Below are 17,760 nucleotides of genomic sequence, written 5' to 3'. Positions count from 1 at the left end.
CCATGTTGCGTTACCCGGCCCTGGCGGCCGCGGCCCAGGAGCTGGTCATCACCACCTATGGCGGAGTCTGGGAGGCGTTCTGGCGCCAGAGCCTGGTGCCCGCCTTCGAGGCCGCGACTGGCGCCAAGGCGAAGCTCGACATCGGCTTCGGCCGCACCTTCACCTCGACCCTGCGCGCGGCCGGCAAGGACCACCCGCCCTATTCCATGGTGATGATGAACGAGGTCTTCGCCTCGCTGCTGCGGAAGGAGGGCTATTTCGAGAAGTTCGACCTCTCGCTGGTGCCCCACTACAAGGACCTGTACCCGATCGCCCAGACCGGCGACGGCTGGGCCGCCGTCGGCATGATCTCGCCGCTCGGCCTCGGCTACCGGACCGACCTGGTCCAGACCCCGCCGAAATCCTGGAAGGATCTGTGGAGCAATCCGGAGTTCCAGGGCCGCATCGGCCTCTACAACATCGTCAATTCGGCCGGCAAGGCGATGGTCATGCTGACCGGCAAACTGTTCGGCAGCGGCCCGCAGGACCTGGACAAGGCCTTCGAGATGCTGGGCCAGCTGTCCCCCGTGCTGCAGACCGACTTCAACATGTCGACCCTGATGTCGACCGGCGAGATCGTGGTCGCGCCCTATGATTTCGGCGAGATCGCGCGGCTGAAGCACCAGGGCCTGCCGGTCGAATGCATCGTGCCGGAGGAAGGCCTCTTGATGTGGGACCAGACCTTCAGCATCTGCGCCAACGCCCCGGCGCGCGAGCTGGCCTACAAGTACATCGACTTCATCCTGTCGCCCGAGACCCAGCTGATGCTGGCGCGGGAGTTCTTCGTCTCCCCGGTCAACCGCACGGTCGAGGTGCCGGAGGATCTGCGCGCCGACGTGCCGGTCTATGGCGAGCAGATGAGCCGGATCCTCGCCTGGGACTGGGATTGGGTGAACGCCAACGCCACCGAGATGACCGAGCGCTGGAACCGGACCTTCCAGTGACCGCCGTCGTCATTTCAGAACTGACCCGCAGCTTCGGCGCCGCCCGCGCCGTCGACCGGCTGTCGCTGTCGATCGCGAGCGGCGAGTTCGTCTCGCTGCTCGGGCCCTCCGGCTGCGGCAAGACCACCACGCTGAAGCTGATCGCCGGCTTCGAGGAGGCCGAGCACGGCAGCATCGCCTTCGACGGGCGCGACGTCTCGGCCCTGCCACCCGAACGGCGGGACATCGGCATGGTGTTCCAGTCCTACGCCCTGTTCCCGCACATGACCGTGGCCCGGAACCTGGCCTTCGGGCTGGAGATGCGCAAGCTCGGCCGGGCCGAGATCGCCGACCGCGTCGCCCGGGTGCTGGAGATGGTGCAGCTGCGCGGGATGGAGGAGCGCTATCCGCGCGAGCTGAGCGGTGGCCAGCAGCAGCGCGTCGCCCTGGCCCGGGCGCTGGTGATCGAGCCGAGCATCCTGCTGCTGGACGAGCCGCTGGCCAATCTCGACGCCCGGCTGCGCGAGGAGATGCGGGTGTTCATCCGCGACCTGCAGCGGCGGGTCGGCATCACCACGATCTACGTCACCCATGACCAGGCCGAGGCGATGACGATGTCCGACCGCGTCGTGGTGATGTTCGGCGGCCGCATCGTCCAGGCCGGTGCGCCCGAAGCGATCTACGAGCGGCCGGCCGACGCCAGGGTCGCCAGCTTTGTCGGCCAGGCCAACCTGCTGCCCGGCATCGTCGTGGCCGACGGCACCGACGCCAAGATCCGCACCGTGTTCGGCGACTGCGCCGCGGACGGGCTGAACGGCACCGCACCGGGCAGCACGGTCAAAGCGCTGCTGCGGCCCGAGGCGATCACCCTCGCCCCTGCCGGCGTCAGCATGGCGGCCACAGAGGGCGTGGTCGAGGGCCGCTACTATCTGGGCAGCATGGTCACCTACCGCGTCCGGCTGGCCGACGGCAGCGAGGTCGAGGTGCACAGCCTGACCCAGACGCGCTTCGCCGAAGGGCAGCGCGTGGCGGTCCGGCCGCCGGCCGCGCCGCTCTGGGTCGTCCCGGAGGCGCCATGACCACCCGGCGCAGGCGGTTGCCCTGGACCTGGCTGATGATCGCCCCGGCGGCGGTGCTGATCGGCGTGTTCCTGCTGGTGCCCTATCTCAACATCGTGGTGATGAGCTTCCGGCCGCCCGCGACCGGCGCCCCCTACGGGCCGGGGCTGACGCTCGGCAACTACGAGCGCGCCCTGACCGACGGCTACTACCTGGCCCAGCTCGGCAGCACGCTGTGGATCGCGCTGCTGACCACGGCGGCGACGCTGCTGATCGGCTTTCCGGTCGCCTGGCAGCTGGCGCGCAGCCGGTCGCGCTGGCGCCCGGTGCTGTACGGCATCGTGCTGTCGCCGCTGCTGGTCGGGATCGTGGTCCGCAGCTTCGGCTGGACCATCCTCCTGGGCAACAACGGCGTCATCAACAAGGCGGCCCGGTCGCTCGGCCTGACGCTGGCGCCGCTGCCGCTGATGTACAACACGCTCGGCATCGTCGTCGCCCTGACCCATGTCTTCCTGCCGTTCATGATCCTGCCGATCATGGCGGCGCTGCAGACCATCGACCCGGCGTTGGAGGCGGCGGGACGGTCGCTCGGCGCCACCCGGCGGGTGGCGTTCCGGCGCATCGTCCTGCCGCTGGCCCTGCCTGGGATCCAGTCCGGCTGCATCCTGGTCTTCGTGCTGGCGCTCAGCGCCTATGTCACCCCGGTGCTGATCGGCGGCATGCGGGTCAAAACCATGACCCTGACCGTGGTCGACACGCTGACCGACGCGTTCCAATGGCCTCTGGGCTCGGCGCTGGCCCTGATGCTCAGCCTCGCCGGCGGGCTCTGCGTCGTCCTGTTCGCCCGGGCCACGCGCATGCGATGGGCATCATGAAGCCGCGGCGGCCGATCCTGTTTCCGGTGTTCTGCGGGCTGGTCTACGCCTTCCTCCTGGCGCCGATCCTGGTCGTGGTCGGCGCCTCCTTCAGCGCCGGCGCCTTCCTGGCCTTCCCGCCGCAGGGCCTGTCGCTGCGCTGGTACGAGGCGTTCTTCCGCAACGAGGTGTTCGTCACCGCGATCTGGACCTCGCTGCAGGTCGCGGCGGTCGCCACCCTGGTCTCCGCCGCGATCGGCACCGCCGCCGCCCTGTATCACGCCCGCCATGCCGGCCGGGCGAAGGAGGCGATCCCCATCACCGTGCTGGCGCCGCTGCTGCTGCCCGAGGTCCTGACGGCGATCGCCCTGCTGTTCTTCTTCTACGCGATCGGCATCGGCACCCGGAACCTGATCGCGCTGGTCACCGGCCACGTCCTGATCACCCTGCCCTTCGTGTTCATGAACGTCTCGGCCTCGCTGCAGGGCGTCGACCGGTCGTGGGAGCTGGCGGCGCGCAGCCTCGGCGCTAGGCCGTGGCAGGTCTTCCTCCGCATCACCCTGCCGCTGATCAAGCCGGGGCTGATCGGCGGCTGCCTGTTCGCCTTCATCATCTCCTTCGACACCTTCGCGATCTCGTTCCTGCTGAAGGACGTCGGAACCTCGACCCTGCCGATCCAGCTGTTCGATTATCTTCGCCTGAACTTCACGCCGGAGGCCGCGGCCGTCTCCACCGTCAGCATCGTCATGACGCTGCTGGTCGTGGTGGTGACCGAGAAGGTCCTCGGCCTCAAGATCCAGAGATTCTGACGCGCGACCATGGAGACCGCCATCCTGGATGAAGACAGCGGCACCCCGCGCCGGCCGGTGCTCTCACAGACGGTCCTCGCCTTCCTGGAGCGCAAGATCATCCTCCGCGAGCTGCCCCCTGACGCGAAGCTGGTGGAGGAGGAGCTGTGCGAGCGCTACGGCATCAGCCGCTCGCCGGTGCGCGAGGTGCTGCGGCTGCTCGAGGGCACGGGCCTGGTGATCCGCCGGCCGCGCCAGGGCGTGCGGGTGGCGCCGATGTCGCTGGCCGATCTCGACCAGATCTATTCCTGCCGGGTGCCACTGGAGGCGCTGGCGGCGGAAGGCGCCGCCCGGTCGGCCAACCCGGTCGCGGTCGCCGGCGAGCTCTCTATCGCCCTGGCGGCCATGAAGTCGGCGCTCGAGGCCGGTGACGTCGAGCGCTGCTTCGACGCCAATGTCGCGCTGACCGAGGCGCTGCACGAGGCCTCGGGCAACGCCGTGCTGCAGCGCCTGCTCGCCATCGTGCAGAAGCCGGCGCTGCGCTACCGGCATCTGGCCTATGGGGTGTCGACGGAGATGACCGCAATCGCGATCGAGGCGAACCAGCAGATGATCGACGCCATCCGCCGCGGCGACGCCCCGGCCGCCGGCCGGGTCACCGCCGGGCTGGTCGAGGCCGCTTGGCAGATCGTCCGCACGGCGCTGTCCTCGACCATCGGCAGGCGGTGACCGTCAGCCCGCGGCCGTCCCGCGCCAGCGGCCCTTGAGCGCGAGGCTTCTCGCTGCTGTCTGATCGTCATCGTCAGGAGCGGGACCCTTCTTGAGCATGGAGGGATGATCCAGCGGCACCGGCCTGCGGAGGCCGCCGTCCCGGCGACCAGCGGCGGATGTGGCTCGCCGGCAACAGATTGTTGTCTCGACTAAGTATACATTTTTGTATGTATGTTACGATTTTGGGCGGGACTAGGGTTCCGGCTGTCTCAGACGCTTGGCCAAAGCGGCCACGAAGCCGACCCGACTGTGCCTTCGATGTCACGGATCACGGCCGGCAGGCGTCGCGAGTGTGCAGCGCGCCCCGCGTCGGTGCGGGGACAGAGGGAGGGCGAATGAAGCAGGTCCTGCTGGGGGGTACGGCACTGGCCGCTACCGCATTGATCGGGGTGATGCCGGCGTCGGCGGCCGATCAGAACGTGACGTCCGGTCTGCAGTTGAAGATCAGCGGGTTCATCGCCGCACAGTCGGCGCTGGTGATCTCCAACACCGATCACTCCGAATTCGATCGTGACTACGATTTCCAGACCAACGCGCGGATGCAGTTCGACGTCAAGAACGTCACCGATTCCGGCCTGGAATACGGCGGCCGCATCCGCTTCGACTCGGTCAACCGGCGGGACGGCGTCCAGGTCGACCGCACCTATGTCTATGTGAAGGGCAGCTTCGGCACCATCACCTTCGGTGACGGCCCGACCGTCGCCGACGACTTCGGCTACATCTACGCCCATGACGAGCTGGCCAGCGCCATCGGCGCCGGCGGCATGGATTTCGGCGACCTGCTGGACGGCGATTTCCCGCTGGGCGGCGGCCAGTTCTACTCGATCGATGCGACCTATCTCGGCGGCCTGGCGAACGACGACACGCGCATCAAATACACCTCGCCGACGATCGGCGGCTTCAGCTTCGGCGTCGACTTCACGCCGGTCGTGGGCGGCTCGACCCATGCCGGCCCCGGCGGCCGCAACGACCTGATCAACGACAGCAGCACGCTGTATGAGAACGTCGTGACCGGCGGCGCAGCCTGGGACGGCGATATCGGCGGCGGCGTCGGTCTGCGCCTCGCCGCCACGGCCGCCTACGGCAACGGCGTTACCACCGACAACAATCCGGAGCATCACGACCTCGAGGCCTACACCCTCGGCGGCCGGGTCAAGTCGGGCGGCATCGCCGCCAGCGTGAACTGGACCCACTACTCCAGCCTGTACCTGACCAGCAAGCCGGTGGACACCGTCATCGGCGACCTGAGTTACCAGTGGGGTCCGTTCCTGACCTCGGTGTCCTACGCCTACACCTGGGCCGGCAACAACAACGGCCTTGAGCAGCCCGACACCGGCGCCACGAACCTGACGGACAACCACATCGCCGGCGTGAACCTGACCTACACGCTCGCGCCGGGCCTGAACACCTACGCGGAAGTCATCTACGAGAAGCAGAACTTTCGCGAGGGCCGGGATTTCGAGGCCACCAACCTGCTGACCGGCATCAACCTGGCCTTCTGAGGCCTCAGGTCGAACCGTCTCGACAGTTGGTCCGAGAAGACCGCACGCGACAGACCGCTCCTGACAGTCTCGTTCCCTCCTAGGCTGGAAGATCGCGTCCGGTCGATGGGGATGCGCGGCGCTGCCGGCCGCGCATCCCTTTTCTTGTTTGGCGCCGCACACTCTCTCAGCCTGCCACCGCGAGCGGCCTGATGTCGCCGGTGGTGCCGTCGTTCAGGCCGAGATCGGTGACGTGCGGCCCCGGGTTGCAGGCCAGGCTGGCGCCGACCGGGCCCCGACAGCGGGGCGGTCAGAGTACGAAGTCCGTCGATACCAGGGCGATGATACTGCTCAGGACAATGTGGAAGTCAGAGGCGCCATCGCCGTTGACGTCGCCGGCGACGGTGGTGGTGCCGTTGCTGACGCCGTAGCGCAGCTCACCGGCATGACGGGTATAGGCGCCAGAGCCGATGAAGCTGAAGGCCTGGTTACCGGCAACGGCGGCATTGGCATCGATTCCGGACAGATCGATACGGTCACCCTGGGCGCGGCTGAAGTCGGTAATCCGATCGGCTCCTGACCCGATCGGGCTTTGGGCCGTGCTGCCGTAGACGAAGCGGTCGGCCCCGGCGCCGCCGGTGAGCGTGTCCTTGCCGCCTGCCCCGGTGAGGACGTCATTGCCGTTCCAGCCCTGCAGCACATTCGCGCCGGTGCTCCCGACCAAGCTGTCATTGCCCTGGCTGCCTGAAAGGTTCTCGATCCCGGCCAGCGTGTCGCCCTGCGCCTCACCGCCGCTGCCGAGGCCCGTGGCCAGGTTCACCGTGACCCCGGCGGTGCCCGTGTAGTAGCTGGCAGTGTCGATCCCGGCGCCGCCGTCCATGCGGTCGGCCCCGGCACCGCCGCGGAGCACGTCGGCGCCGTTCCAGCCCTGCAGCAGATTGGTGCCGGCGCTCCCAACTAGGCTGTCATTGCCCTGGCTGCCCGAGAGATTCTCGATCCCGATCAGCGTGTCGCCCTGCGCTTCGCCGCCGCTGCCGAGGCCAGTGGCCAGGTTCACCCCGACCCCGGCGGTGTCGGTGTAATAGCTGGCGGTGTCGACCCCGGCGCCGCCGTCGAGCCGATCAGCCCCGGCGCCGCCGCGCAGCACGTCGGCACCGTTCCAGCCCTGGAGCACATTGGCGCCGGCGTTCCCGATCAGGCTGTCATTGCCCTGGCTGCCGGAGAGATTCTCGATCCCGACCAGCGTGTCGCCCTGCGCTTCGCCGCCGCTGCCGAGGCCAGTGGCCAGGTTCACCCCGACCCCGGCAGTGTCGGTGTAATAGCTGGCGGTGTCGACCCCGGCGCCGCCGTCGAGCCGATCAGCCCCGGCGCCGCCGCGCAGCACGTCGGCACCGTTCCAGCCCTGGAGCACATTGGCGCCGGCGTTCCCGATCAGGCTGTCGTTGCCCTGGCTGCCGGAGAGATTCTCGATCCCGACCAGCGTGTCGCCCTGCGCCTCGCCGCCGCTGCCGAGGCCAGTGGCCAGGTTCACCGCGACCCCGGCGGTGCCGGCGTAATAGCTGGCGGTGTCGATCCCGGCGCCGCCGTCTAGGCGGTCAGCCCCGGCGCCGCCGCGGAGCACGTCGTTGCCGGCCAGGCCCTGCAGAGTATTGGCGCCGGCATTGCCTGCGAGGTTGTTGGCCGACGCATTGCCGGTGCCATTAATGGCCCCGCCGCCGAGCAGAACCAGGTTCTCGATCTGGCCCAGCAGCCTGGCCGAGACCAGCAGGCTGAAGCTGAGCGCAGCCTGCACCGTATCGATGCCGCCGGACCCGGCGGCCGATTCGTCGACGATGTCGGCTGCGGTGTCGACGACATAGATGTCGTCCCCGCCGCCGCCGCGCATGGTGTCGGCCCCGGCGCCGCCATTGAGCACGTCATTGCCGCCCAGGCCCTGTAGCAGGTTGGCGCCGCTGTTGCCCGTGAGATTGTTGGCCGACGCGTTGCCTGTGCCGTTGATGTTGGCGCTGCCGAGCAGCACCAGGTTCTCGACCTGGCCCAGCAGCGTGGTCGAGGCCGCCAGGCTGAAGCTGACCGCGGCCTGCACCGTGTCGATGCCGCCGGATCCGGCGGCCGACTCGTCGACGACATCGGCGGCGGTGTCGACAACATAGGTGTCGTTCCCGGCGCCGCCGCGCATGATGTCGGCGCCGGCCCCGCCATTGAGCTGGTCGTTGCCGTCCTCGCCCAGGAGCGTATCGCTGACCACGCCGGTCACGCCGGTGGCGAGCACGTCGTTGCCGGCCCCGCCGCGCAGCTCGACGGCATAGCCCCAGCTGTTGGTGCGGATCCGGTCGTCGCCGGCGGAACCCTGGATCGCCTCCCAATTGAGCCAGGAGTCAGAGCCGATGTCGGCATCGAGCACGCCCGCCTGCCAGTCAGCCACCATCGCGCGCCCGAACACCATGGTGTCCCGGCCGGCGCCGCCGTCCATGATGTCCGCCCCGGCGTCGACATAGATGAAATCGTCGCCGCCCTGCCCGTAAACGACGTCGTTCCCGGCCCCGAAATTGACCGTCTCGCCGTGGCTGGCGCCATACAGCGTATCGGCGCCGCCGGTGCCGTTGTAGATCTCGAACTCGTACAGCTCGAAGCCGAGACCGCCGATCTGGAAGGTGTTGCTGTTGTAGTCGATGAAGACCGGGCCGCCGATGAAGGACGCGGTGTCGATATCGGCCCCGCCGAAGGCATGATCGAAGATGCCGATGGTGACGACGTCGTTGCCGGCACCGCCGAGCAGGAAATCGTGCGATCCCTGCGGGCTGCCGCCGGCGTCACCTTCCAGCTGGTCGTTGCCGTCCATGCCCCAGAGGGTGTTCGACCGTTCGTCGCCGTAGAGCGAGTCATCGAAGCGCGACCCCTCCACATTCTCGATGCTGACCAGCGTATCGTACCCCCATTCGCCGGCATGGATCTTGCCGTCCGTGGTGCTGCCGTCGCTGAAATACATCTCGGCGATGATGGCGCCCGGCGCATCGGCATAGGAGGCCGTATCGGAGCCGCCGCCGCCGTTGAGCGCGTCCGCGCCCTTGCCGCCCTGCAGCCAGTCGTCCCGCGCGCCGCCGTAAAGGCTGTCGACTCCCTCCCCACCGACGAAATAGGCGGCCCCTGCATCGTTGGCCACCATCGTGTCGTCGCCCGTGCTGCCAATGTATTGCTCGATGCCGAAGAAGGTGTCGCCCGCGGCTTCGCCGGAGTGGGCGCCGGTCGCCAGGTTGATGGTGACCGCGGATCCGAAACGCACGATGTCCCAGCCCGTGCCGCCATGGAGTTGATCCGCTTCGGCGCCGCCGCGGAGTGTGTCGTTGCCGGCGTCGCCCCACAGCGTGTCCCGGCCGCCCGCGCCATCGATCAGGTCGTTGCCGTCGCCGCCGATGATGCTGTTGCCGTCGCCCCCGAGTTGTATGCTGTCGTCGAATGCCGAGCCGATGACGTGCTCGATCCCGACCATGGTGTCGCCCGTCGCCCACCCGCCGATGACCTTGCCGGAGGAAGGATCCAGGGGGTTCGGCTGCTGGATCAGGATCGCGCTGTTGGACCGGGAATAGTTCACGAGGTCGAAGCCGGCCCCGCCGTCGATGGTGTCGGCCCCGTCGCCGGCCCAGATCGTGTCGTCGCCATTGCCGCCATAGGCGCCGCCGCCGCCGAAGCCCTGGTCGAGCACGTCGTTGCCGTCGAAGCCTTCGAGCGTGTCGTTGCCGGCGCGCCCCTCCAGCCGGTTTCCGGCCTGATTGCCGCGGATCGTGTCGGCACCGGCGCCGCCGATGGCGTTCTCGATCAGGCTGCGGGTGTCGCCGTTGAACAGGAGGGCGTTGAAGACCTGGCCGCGCGCCATCTGTGTGCCTGGGTTGCTGGCCCTCAGATCGGCAGCCTGGAAGTTGCTGTCGGAATCGACATCGGTCCAGCCGCCTGGCGCCAGGTCGACGGCAAGCTGCCGGCTCGCGTCATAGGCGGAGAAGTCATAGGTGTCGTTTCCGTTGCCATCCCAGACGGTCCGGAACAAGACATTGACGTTCATCCCGCCACTGTTCTGCGGAACACCTTGCCCGGTGCCATTGACGAACATCTGTCCGGTGGCGGGATCGAAGCGATAGGCGGTGTCGCCAGCACGCGTCGCGAAATCCGCGCCGTACATGTATTGCAGGGCCGCGATGTCGAGCATCATGTAGCTCTGCGGATAATGACCGTCGGTGACGCCGTATCCGCCACTGCCGGAGTGGCCCACATAGGCGCGGTAGGTCATCGTCGAGAATTCGAGCGAGTCCCGATCGCTGCTCAGAACGGTGTTGTTTCCGTTGTCGGCTTCGTGGCCGTGCTTGAGGCCGAGCGCATGGCCGATCTCGTGGAAGAAGGTCTGATAGGCGTAGGTTCCGAGCCGGGGCGTGTTGTAGTCGGTGGTGTTGAACCAGGCGTCTCCCGCCAGCGCATCATTGCCTGGATACTGCGCGTAAGCGGTGGTGCTGCCGGGCTCGCGCGTCGTCGACATAGCCAGTCGCACGTCGGCGCCCCCGGCCGGCTCCTGCTGCAGCGCCGACATCAGCGTCAGGTCGCGGAATTCGGCAAAGGCGGCCTGCACCGCAGCCTGCTGCTGGGCGTTCAGAGCGGAAAAGCCGTCGGTTTCATCGACCGAAACGGCCGGCGTCGAGGGATTGTTGTCGTGATCCACGTTATGGGCGTAGTCGCCATAATCGGCCGCGGCTGTTGGAAATCCGTAGGTCATCACCGTCCCGGCCCACCTCACGCCGGACAGGAGCCCGTCGATGTTCTGGACGTTCGACATGGTGACGGTCTGGGAGGTCATTGCTGGCATTCCTTTGAAACGATGCGGCATTGCGCATGCAGGACGCGGTCCGGTACCATCGGTGACCAGTGGCGGGACGACGCGCGCGGGCTGTGATGACGATCAGTCTGAAGAAGATCCCGGGCCCCTGGCTGGCGCTCGGCCTCGCCGCGAATTTCCTGGCCAGGCGCGAGCCGTTCGGCAGCTTCCGCTCCAGCGACCTGATCCGAACCCTCAGTCGGCAGATCCAGCGCGGCCACTATCTGTTTGCCCTGGACAGCTCGGCTGGCGACGCGGAGGCCCGGGTCGTCGGTTATCTCGGCTGGTCGCTGTACGACCACGCGACCGCCGACCGCTTCGCGGCCACCGGCGTGCCGCCGGCCGAGGATCTGGCGGAAGGCGGGGACGTCGTCTGGATCCTGACTGCCGCGGCGGCGGACCGCCGCGCCTTCTTCGCCCTGGCCAAGGCCGGCCGTGCCCTGTATCCGGCGCATCGCGTGATGGCCGTGCGCCACAAGCAGGGCCGGCGGGTGGTGTTCGACCAGTGGCGCGGGCGAGCCGCCGGGCGGCGCGACCGCGAGGGCGGGCCTGGTGCGGGACACTGACGCTCCGCTCAGGCCCGGGCCGGCCCGATTTGTCCGGCCGGCAGCTCTGCGCCCGACGGGGCCGAGCACGCGCTGGGTCGAGATCGCCATATAAAGCTCCCGAACCGCGATCGAGACCAGCCGATGAAATCACGCTCCGGATCGCCGCGCGTCGTATGAACGCATGATGCCGGCCTTGTCGCCCGGCAGAGACCGCCACCGGGACGCAAAAAAAGCGAGGCGGCGGTTGGAACCGCCGCCTCTTTCCGTTTCGGAGAGATGTCCTGCTATTCTACTGGCAGGCCTCGCAAGTCGGGTCGTCGATCGGGCAGACCAGCGGCGCCGGCTCGGGCGCCGGGGCGGCCGCGACCGGGGCCGGCGCGGCGACGGCGTTGAGCTTGCCGTCGGTGCCCTTCAGCGTCGATTTCTCGACATGGGTCGCGCTCATCGCCCGCAGATAGTAGGTGGTCTTGAGCCCACGCTTCCATGCCAGACGGTAGAGCGCGTCCAGCTTCCTTCCGTTCGGGTTGGCGATGTAGAGGTTCAGCGACTGGGCCTGGTCGATCCATTTCTGCCGCCGGGCCGCCGCCTCGACCAGCCAGGAGGCGTCGATCTCGAAGGCGGTGGCGTAGAGCGCCTTGAGGTCGTCCGGCACCCGGTCGATGGCGCCGAGGCTGCCGTCGAAATACTTCAGGTCCGAGATCATCACCTCGTCCCACAGGCCGAGCGCCTTGAGATCGCGGACCAGGCCGGGATTCACCACGGTGAAGTCGCCCGACATGTTGGCCTTGACGTAGAGGTTGCGGAACGCCGGCTCGATCGACTGGGCGACGCCGCAGATGTTGGAGATGGTCGCGGTCGGGGCGATCGCCATGCAGTTGGAGTTGCGCATGCCGACGGTCCGCACCCGCTCGCGCAGCCCGGTCCAGTCGAGGGTGGAGGAGCGGTCGAGGTCGAGCACGCCGCCGCGCGCCTCGGCCAGCAGCTCGACGGAATCGATCGGCAGGATGCCGCGGCTCCACAGAGAGCCCTCGAAGGAGGGGTAGCGCCCGCGCTCGGCAGCGAGATCGACCGAGGCGGAGATGGCGTGAAAGCTGATCACCTCCATGCTCTCATCGGCGAAACGCACCGCGGCTTCCGACGCCACCGGCAGGCGCAGCGTCTGCAGCGCGTCCTGGAAGCCCATCAGGCCGAGCCCGACCGGTCGGTGCCGCAGGTTGGATCGGCGCGCCTCCGGGATGGTGTAGAAGTTGATGTCGATGACGTTGTCCAGCATCCGCATCGCGGTGCGGATGGTGCGCTCCAGCCGCGCCCGGTCGAGGCCGCGCTCGGACACGTGGTTGGCGAGGTTGATCGAGCCGAGATTGCAGACCGCGACCTCGTCATCCGAGGTGTTCAGCGTGATCTCGGTGCACAGGTTCGAGGAATGCACGACGCCGACATGGCCCTGCGGCGAGCGGATGTTGCAGGGGTCCTTGAAGGTCACCCAGGGGTGGCCGGTCTCGAACAGCATGGTCAGCATGCGCCGCCACAGGTCGAGGGCGCGGACCTGCCTGTGCACCCGGATCTCGCCGCGCGCGGCCTTGGCCTCATAGGCCTCGTAGGCCGTCTTGAAGGCGGGGCCGTAGAGGTCGTGCAGGTCGGGCACCTCGTCCGGCGAGAACAGGGTCCAGGGGCCGTCGGCCTCGACCCGCTCGAGGAACAGGTCCGGCACCCAGTTGGCTGTGTTCATGTCGTGGGTGCGGCGCCGGTCGTCGCCGGTGTTCTTGCGCAGCTCGAGGAATTCCTCGATGTCGACGTGCCAGGTCTCCAGATAGGCGCAGACCGCCCCCTTGCGCTTGCCGCCCTGGTTCACCGCGATGGCGGTGTCGTTGGCGACCTTGAGGAAGGGCACCACGCCCTGCGACTGGCCGTTGGTGCCGCGGATATGGGCGCCCAGGCCGCGCACCCGGGTCCAGGCGTTGCCGAGGCCGCCGGCGTATTTCGACAGGAGGGCGTTGTCGCGGATCGATTTGAAAATGCCGTCGAGATCATCCGGCACCGAGGTCAGGAAGCAGGAGGAGAGCTGCGGCCGCGGCGTGCCGGCGTTGAACAGCGTCGGCGTCGAGCACATGAAGTCGAAGGAGGAGAGCAGATCGTAGAATTCGATCGCCCTCGCCTCCCGGTCGATCTCGCGCAAGGCCAGGCCCATGGCGACGCGCATGAAGAAGGCCTGCGGCAGCTCGAAGCGCACGCCCTCGGTCTGCAGGAAGTAACGGTCGTAGAGGGTCTGCAGCCCGAGGAACTGGAACTGCAGGTCGCGCTCGGGCTTCAGCGCCGCCGACAGCTTGGCGAGGTCGAAGCGGCCGAGCTCGGCGTCCAGCAGGCCGACCTCGATGCCCTTCTTCACATAGGCCGGGAAGTACTCGGCATAGCCCTCGGCCATCTCCGCCTGGGTGGCGCGGGCCGGGCGGCCGTGGACGAAGCTCAGCGCCTCGCGCCGCAGCAGGTCGAGCAGCAGGCGGGCGCTGACATAAGTGTAGTTCGGCTCGGTCTCGATCAGGGTGCGGGCGGCCATGATCGGGGCCAGCGCCAGCTCGGCCTCACTGATGCCGTCATAGAGGTTGCGCCGGGTCTCGGCCAGGACCGGGGCGGGATCGACATCGGCCAGGCCGGCGCAGGCCTCCTCCACCAGCCGGGCGAGGCGCGCCTGGTCGAGCGGCGCGCGACTGCCGTCGGCGGCGGTGACGTGCAGCACCGGCGCGACCGCGGACATCCCGTTCTGGGCTTCGGCCCTGGCCGCGGCGGCGCGCTCACGCGCCCGCTCCTCGCGGTACAGCACATAGGCACGGGCGACCTTGTGATGCTCGCCGCGCATCAGGGCCAGCTCGACCTGGTCCTGCACCTCCTCGATATGGAAGGTGCGGCCGTGGTCGGCACGGCGGGTTAGGGCGCCGACGATCTGGGCGGTCAGGCCCTCGACGATGTCGTGCACCCGGCGCGAGGCGGCGGCGCCGGGGCCCTCGACCGCCAGGAAGGCCTTGGTCAGCGCGACCGAGATCTTGGCGGCGTCGAAGGCGGTGACGGCGCCGTTGCGGCGGATCACCTGAAAGGCCGGCTCGGCCCCCCTTTGATTCGAGGGCGCACGGGGCGCGGCCGGGGCGGCGGGCGCGCCAGCGAGGGCGCGGTCGGATTCGAGGAGGACAGACATCGGCAAACCCCATGATCGTGAGGGGCCTGGGCCGAAGATGCGGAGTCGGCGCCGCGCCGGCACGCCGACGCAACCCGACCGACGCACCAACGGGACACCCCGCCCGAGGACGTTCTATGCGATCACGGGCCGGTCTCCTGGCTCGCGGGAATCGCCCCTCCGCCTCGCCTTCCCGGCGGATCGCCCCGCCAGTGACTCGGAAAACGACGGAAGAGCACTCCGCTTACAGTTGCGGGGACAGCCCCGGCCTTGCCGATGAGTCGGCGCACCGGATTCCCGAACGCCCGTGATGTCTAGATATAGACGTCCTTCTGCCGGTTTCCGTCAATACCTAGTTGGAGACGCCGCAAACTTCGCAATCGAAATGCGTTTTGGACTCGCCGGCTGAAATCTCGGAATCGGAGGTGGCGGCACTCCCAATCCCGTCATCACGAGCCGTAGGCGAGGCGATCCAGGGCCGCACGAGCTGCACCATGGATCGCCACGTCGCTTCGCTCCTCGCGATGACGGGTTGGGGGCGGGTCTGCCTCGGTTATTCTCCGATACCATGACCGAAGGCCTCTACCCTCCCCCGCCCTGGCGGCTGCGCGGCACGGTTCAGGCGGCGCTGTGGCGGGTGCCGCGGGTGGCGCTGCCGGGGCCGCTGCCGGCCGGGGCCCGGCCGCTGGGCTGGGGCGGGACCGCGCTGCTGGCGACGGTGTGGGCGGAATGGGAGCCGGGCGGCGATCTGGCCTATGGCGAGCTGGTGGTCGCCGTGCCGGTGCGGCTGGGGCGCCGGATCGGCGTCACCGTGACCGCCGCCTGGGTGGACAGCCCTGCCTCCCTGACCGGCGGCCGGGACCTGTGGGCGATCCCCAAACGGCTGGGCCGGTTCGAGACGGCGGAGGGGCGGACCGTTCTGACCGACGCCGAGGGGCCGGTCGCCATCGTCACCGACCGGCCGGGCCGCGCCCTGCCCCTGCGCCTGCCGGTGCGGCTGCGCGTGCTGCAGCCGGACAGGGCCGGCGTCCGGATCGCGCGGGCCGCCGCCACCGGCCGGCCGCGTTCCGGCGGGTTGGGCTGGGAGTTCCCGGCAACGGGACCGCTGGCGGTGCTGGCCGGACGACGGCCGCTGTTGAGCCTCACGCTGGCCGACGCCGAGGCGCGGTTCGGCTTGTGACGGGCCGGCCGGCCGGGGCGCCGTCGGCGCAGTCCGCCAATGGCGGCTCGACCCAGAAGGGCAGGTCCGCCAGCTCGCGCGGGGTCATCGCCAGGAGCGCCTCGGCGCCGTCGGGCTCGCGCCGGCGCTCCCGATTCCGGAAGAAGGAGAACATCGCAGCCTCCTCGGCAGATCTTCTCCAAGAGATAGACCTGCCGAGCCGCGGCCGGGATGGACAGTGTCTCTCCACGCCTATAGAAAATCTCCATAGGCTGGAGACTTCGATCCGGGTCAGGCCAGCGTCTGGTCGAGCCGGTCGAAGGTGCCGGACCAGCCTTCGGTCATCGAATCCGTCATGCCCGCGAAGGCCTGCCGCTCGTCCTCTGTGGCGTCCAGCGGCGTCCAGACCAGCCGGACCCGGGTGCCCGCCCCCTCCTCCTCAAGAGTCACGGTCGACAGGATCCTGAGCGGCCACGGCCCGCCGAAGGGCGAGGCCACGATGTTGGCCTGCTCGTCCGCGAAGGAGTGCTCCCACACCAGTCGCGACGGCGCGACCACCTCGCGATAGGCGAACTTCACCCACATGTGGCCGCCATCGGGCTGGTCCATGCGCGCATGCATTGTCCCGCCTGGCCGCAGGTCGAGCGTCCTGACCGTGGTGACGACGCCCTTCGGGCCGAACCATTGCGACATCAGCTCGGGCTTCGCCCAGGCTTCCCAGACCCGCGGGCGCGGCGCCTTGAAGACGCGGGTGATGACGAATTGGGGATCGGTGGCGGCCATGATCTATCCGTCCTTCGTTGGCTCAGGGTTGGCTTCGAGAAACGCCTCCAGGCGGTCGAAGCTGTCGTTCCACAGGCTGCGGAAGTGCTCGAACCATTCGACCGTCTCCTGCAGCGCTGCGAGGTTGAGGCGACGCGGCCGCGACTGGGCGGCCTGGCCGCGTTCGATCAACCCCGCGCCCTCCAGCACCTTGAGATGCTTGGAGATGGCGGGCTGGCTGATCCGGAACGGGGCCTGCAGCTCCGCCACCGTGGCTTCGCCCCGGGCGAGGCGCAGCAGGATCGCGCGCCGGGTGGGGTCGGCGAGCGCGGCGAATCTGAGGCTGAGCGAGTCTTCCAAAACCATATGGTTATATAACCAACTGGATATTAGAGAGTCAACGGCGCTGGACAGCCCACCGTCCTCCGCTCAAGAAGAAGCATGGCCTCGCCTTTCCCGATTCCGCTGAACGCGCTGCGCGCCATCTCGGTGGTGGCACGCGGCGGCTCGCTATCGACCGCCGCGAAGGAGCTGGGGGTGACGCCGGGCGCGGTCAGCCAGCATATCCGCCGGGCCGAGGCGCGTCTGGGCGTGCTGCTGTTCGAGCGCACCCCGACCGGCTTGGTGCCGACCGCCGAACTGTGGCGGATCCGGCCGATGCTGGACGCCGGGTTCCGCATGCTGGCCGACGCGATCGCCGCGCTGGCGGTGGAGCGCGCCGGGATCCTGACCGTCACCGCCGGCACCGCCTTTGCCGCGCGCTGGCTGGTGCCGCGGCTGTCGCGATTCACCAGCGCCCATCCCGACGTCGAGCTGCGCTTCGTCGCCACCGGAGAGGTGTTGGACCTGGCGCTCGGCGACATCGACTGCGCCATCCGCATGGGCCCCGGCGGCTGGACCGGCGTGGTGGTGGAGAAGCTGATTCCGCAGACCGTGTTCCCGGTCTGCGCCCCGTCGTTGGCATCGCGGCTGAAGACCCCGGCCGATCTGGCCTCGGTGCCGGTGATCCGCGACGAGGGCTCGCTGATCTCCTGGGCCGAATGGTTCGCTGCCGCCGGCGTCACGTCACCGCCGCGCCTGGCCGGCCCGACCTACACCGACCCGATCCCGGCGCTGGAGGCAGCCGTGGCGGGCCAGGGCGTGTTCATGGCGTGGCAGCTGATCGCCGCCGACGCGCTGGCCGACGGAAGGCTGGTCCGCCCCTTCCCGATAGCGGCGCCGACCGAGATCGCCTACTGGTTCGTCACCACCGAGGCCCGGGCACGGCAGCGCAAGGTGCAGCTGTTCCGCGCCTGGCTGGAGGCGGAACTGACGTCCAAGCGGGCGCGACCCGTCTCCGGGGTGTGGAGCTGA

The 17,760-nt window shown here is 68.9% G+C and carries 13 protein-coding genes and 1 riboswitch; of the genes, 9 read left to right on the top strand and 4 right to left on the bottom strand.

Features of this window, described 5'->3' with window-relative positions:
- The first annotated feature begins 2 nt into the window (after positions 1 to 2).
- The 6 genes from KXR53_RS14690 (at position 3) to KXR53_RS14665 (ending at position 5,935) form a co-directional block, all read left to right on the top strand.
- A complete protein-coding gene (locus KXR53_RS14690; RefSeq protein ID WP_437375925.1) occupies positions 3 to 983 on the top strand; it encodes an ABC transporter substrate-binding protein in 981 nt (326 codons plus the stop codon).
- The gene (locus tag KXR53_RS14685; protein ID WP_437375924.1) at positions 980 to 2,041 is read left to right on the top strand and encodes an ABC transporter ATP-binding protein; all 1,062 of its coding nucleotides are present in this window, start codon (positions 980 to 982) and stop codon (positions 2,039 to 2,041) included. Before KXR53_RS14690 ends, KXR53_RS14685 begins: the two co-directional genes overlap by 4 nt.
- Positions 2,038 to 2,895 carry an ABC transporter permease gene (locus KXR53_RS14680; protein WP_437375923.1) on the top strand — a complete coding sequence of 286 codons (858 nt, stop codon included), beginning with the start codon at positions 2,038 to 2,040 and terminating at the stop codon, positions 2,893 to 2,895. The genes KXR53_RS14685 and KXR53_RS14680 overlap by 4 nt, the downstream gene beginning before the upstream one ends.
- Positions 2,892 to 3,683, top strand: a complete 792-nt coding sequence (locus tag KXR53_RS14675) for an ABC transporter permease (RefSeq protein WP_437375922.1) — start codon at positions 2,892 to 2,894, stop codon at positions 3,681 to 3,683. Before KXR53_RS14680 ends, KXR53_RS14675 begins: the two co-directional genes overlap by 4 nt.
- A 9-nt stretch (positions 3,684 to 3,692) precedes the next feature.
- Positions 3,693 to 4,391: a GntR family transcriptional regulator gene (locus KXR53_RS14670; protein WP_437375921.1), complete on the top strand. Its 699-nt coding sequence runs from the start codon at positions 3,693 to 3,695 to the stop codon at positions 4,389 to 4,391.
- A 377-nt stretch (positions 4,392 to 4,768) separates the two neighbouring features.
- A complete protein-coding gene (locus KXR53_RS14665; protein ID WP_437375920.1) occupies positions 4,769 to 5,935 on the top strand; it encodes a porin in 1,167 nt (388 codons plus the stop codon).
- 289 nt (positions 5,936 to 6,224) lie between these two features.
- Here the strand turns inward: KXR53_RS14665 and KXR53_RS14660 are convergent, their stop codons facing one another.
- The gene (locus tag KXR53_RS14660) at positions 6,225 to 10,754 is read right to left on the bottom strand and encodes a M10 family metallopeptidase C-terminal domain-containing protein (protein WP_437375919.1); all 4,530 of its coding nucleotides are present in this window, start codon (positions 10,752 to 10,754) and stop codon (positions 6,225 to 6,227) included.
- A 95-nt stretch (positions 10,755 to 10,849) separates the two neighbouring features.
- Here KXR53_RS14660 and KXR53_RS14655 point away from each other — a divergent pair, with 95 nt between their 5' ends.
- Positions 10,850 to 11,338 carry a hypothetical protein gene (locus tag KXR53_RS14655; protein WP_437375918.1) on the top strand — a complete coding sequence of 163 codons (489 nt, stop codon included), beginning with the start codon at positions 10,850 to 10,852 and terminating at the stop codon, positions 11,336 to 11,338.
- A gap of 271 nt (positions 11,339 to 11,609) precedes the next feature.
- Here the strand turns inward: KXR53_RS14655 and KXR53_RS14650 are convergent, their stop codons facing one another.
- Positions 11,610 to 14,507: a ribonucleoside-diphosphate reductase subunit alpha gene (locus tag KXR53_RS14650; protein ID WP_437375917.1), complete on the bottom strand. Its 2,898-nt coding sequence runs from the start codon at positions 14,505 to 14,507 to the stop codon at positions 11,610 to 11,612.
- 110 nt (positions 14,508 to 14,617) lie between these two features.
- Positions 14,618 to 14,810, bottom strand: a riboswitch (cobalamin riboswitch).
- Between the two features lie 244 nt (positions 14,811 to 15,054).
- Here KXR53_RS14650 and KXR53_RS14645 point away from each other — a divergent pair.
- The gene (locus KXR53_RS14645) at positions 15,055 to 15,666 is read left to right on the top strand and encodes an acetoacetate decarboxylase family protein (RefSeq protein WP_437375916.1); all 612 of its coding nucleotides are present in this window, start codon (positions 15,055 to 15,057) and stop codon (positions 15,664 to 15,666) included.
- A 270-nt stretch (positions 15,667 to 15,936) separates the two neighbouring features.
- Here KXR53_RS14645 and KXR53_RS14640 read toward each other — a convergent pair whose 3' ends face one another.
- Together KXR53_RS14640 and KXR53_RS14635 are read right to left on the bottom strand one after the other, a co-directional pair.
- Positions 15,937 to 16,428 (bottom strand): SRPBCC family protein, encoded by a 492-nt coding sequence (locus KXR53_RS14640; protein ID WP_437375915.1) that lies wholly within the window; start codon positions 16,426 to 16,428, stop codon positions 15,937 to 15,939.
- Positions 16,429 to 16,431: 3 nt separating this feature from the next.
- Positions 16,432 to 16,773, bottom strand: coding sequence for an ArsR/SmtB family transcription factor (locus KXR53_RS14635; RefSeq protein WP_437375914.1), 342 nt, complete (start codon positions 16,771 to 16,773; stop codon positions 16,432 to 16,434).
- A 75-nt stretch (positions 16,774 to 16,848) separates the two neighbouring features.
- Here KXR53_RS14635 and KXR53_RS14630 point away from each other — a divergent pair, with 75 nt between their 5' ends.
- Positions 16,849 to 17,760 carry a LysR substrate-binding domain-containing protein gene (locus KXR53_RS14630; RefSeq protein ID WP_437375913.1) on the top strand — a complete coding sequence of 304 codons (912 nt, stop codon included), beginning with the start codon at positions 16,849 to 16,851 and terminating at the stop codon, positions 17,758 to 17,760.

Source organism: Inquilinus limosus (genome assembly GCF_051487185.1).
GTDB classification, from domain to species: domain Bacteria; phylum Pseudomonadota; class Alphaproteobacteria; order DSM-16000; family Inquilinaceae; genus Inquilinus; species Inquilinus limosus_F.
Note: the sequence above shows the minus strand (reverse complement) of the source record. Positions and strands in the feature narration are given on the sequence as shown.